The sequence below is a fragment of the Streptomyces recifensis genome (assembly GCF_002154615.1).
Classification (GTDB): domain Bacteria; phylum Actinomycetota; class Actinomycetes; order Streptomycetales; family Streptomycetaceae; genus Streptomyces; species Streptomyces griseoluteus.
Genome location: NZ_MUNH01000372.1, coordinates 1 through 556 on the forward strand (window position 1 = coordinate 1; position 556 = coordinate 556).

At 73.4% G+C, this 556-nt stretch carries 1 pseudogene; it reads right to left on the reverse strand.

Annotated elements, in window-relative coordinates:
- Positions 1-411: pseudogene (locus tag CCN33_RS19610) on the reverse strand (MFS transporter); the annotation flags it as partial.
- Positions 412-556: the final 145 nt, after the last annotated feature.

A 556-nucleotide genomic window follows, 5' to 3' on the forward strand; every position in this document is an offset into this window, starting at 1 on the left:
CCCGGGCAGATAGCCGTCCTTGGTGAGGATCTCGTTCAGCAGCCCCCAGCGCACGCCCCCGCCCAGCGCGGCCACCAGGCCCGACAGGAGGACCACGGCGAGGAGTACGCCGGGCGGCAGTCCCGGTACCGCCTGGAAGGCCGTGCCCGCCGCGAAGACCGCCGCGATGGCGGACAGCGCCGTGCGTGGGGGCAGGCGGTCGGAGCCGGAGAGCAGGAAGGTCGCGCCGACGACCTGCGCCAGGGCCGGGCCGAACATGCTGAGCGCCGAGAGCAGCGGGGAGCCGGTGGCCCGGTAGACGAGGGTGCCGAGCGCGAGGCCGCCCATCGTCGAAGCGGCGGTCTGCGCTGCGGCGGCGAGGAAGAGCGGGGTGAACTCCGGAGTGCGGAACAGGGATCGGTAGCTGGGCATGCGGGGAGTCTCGGCCGCACGCGGGGTGCTCGTTATTGTTTCGCCGGACGGCGAAAGGTGGGGCGGAGCATGGGGTGGTGGCTGCTCGACGCGGACACGCTGGCACGCAGCCGGTTCGTGGTCTCCCCGCTCGCCGAGACCTTCG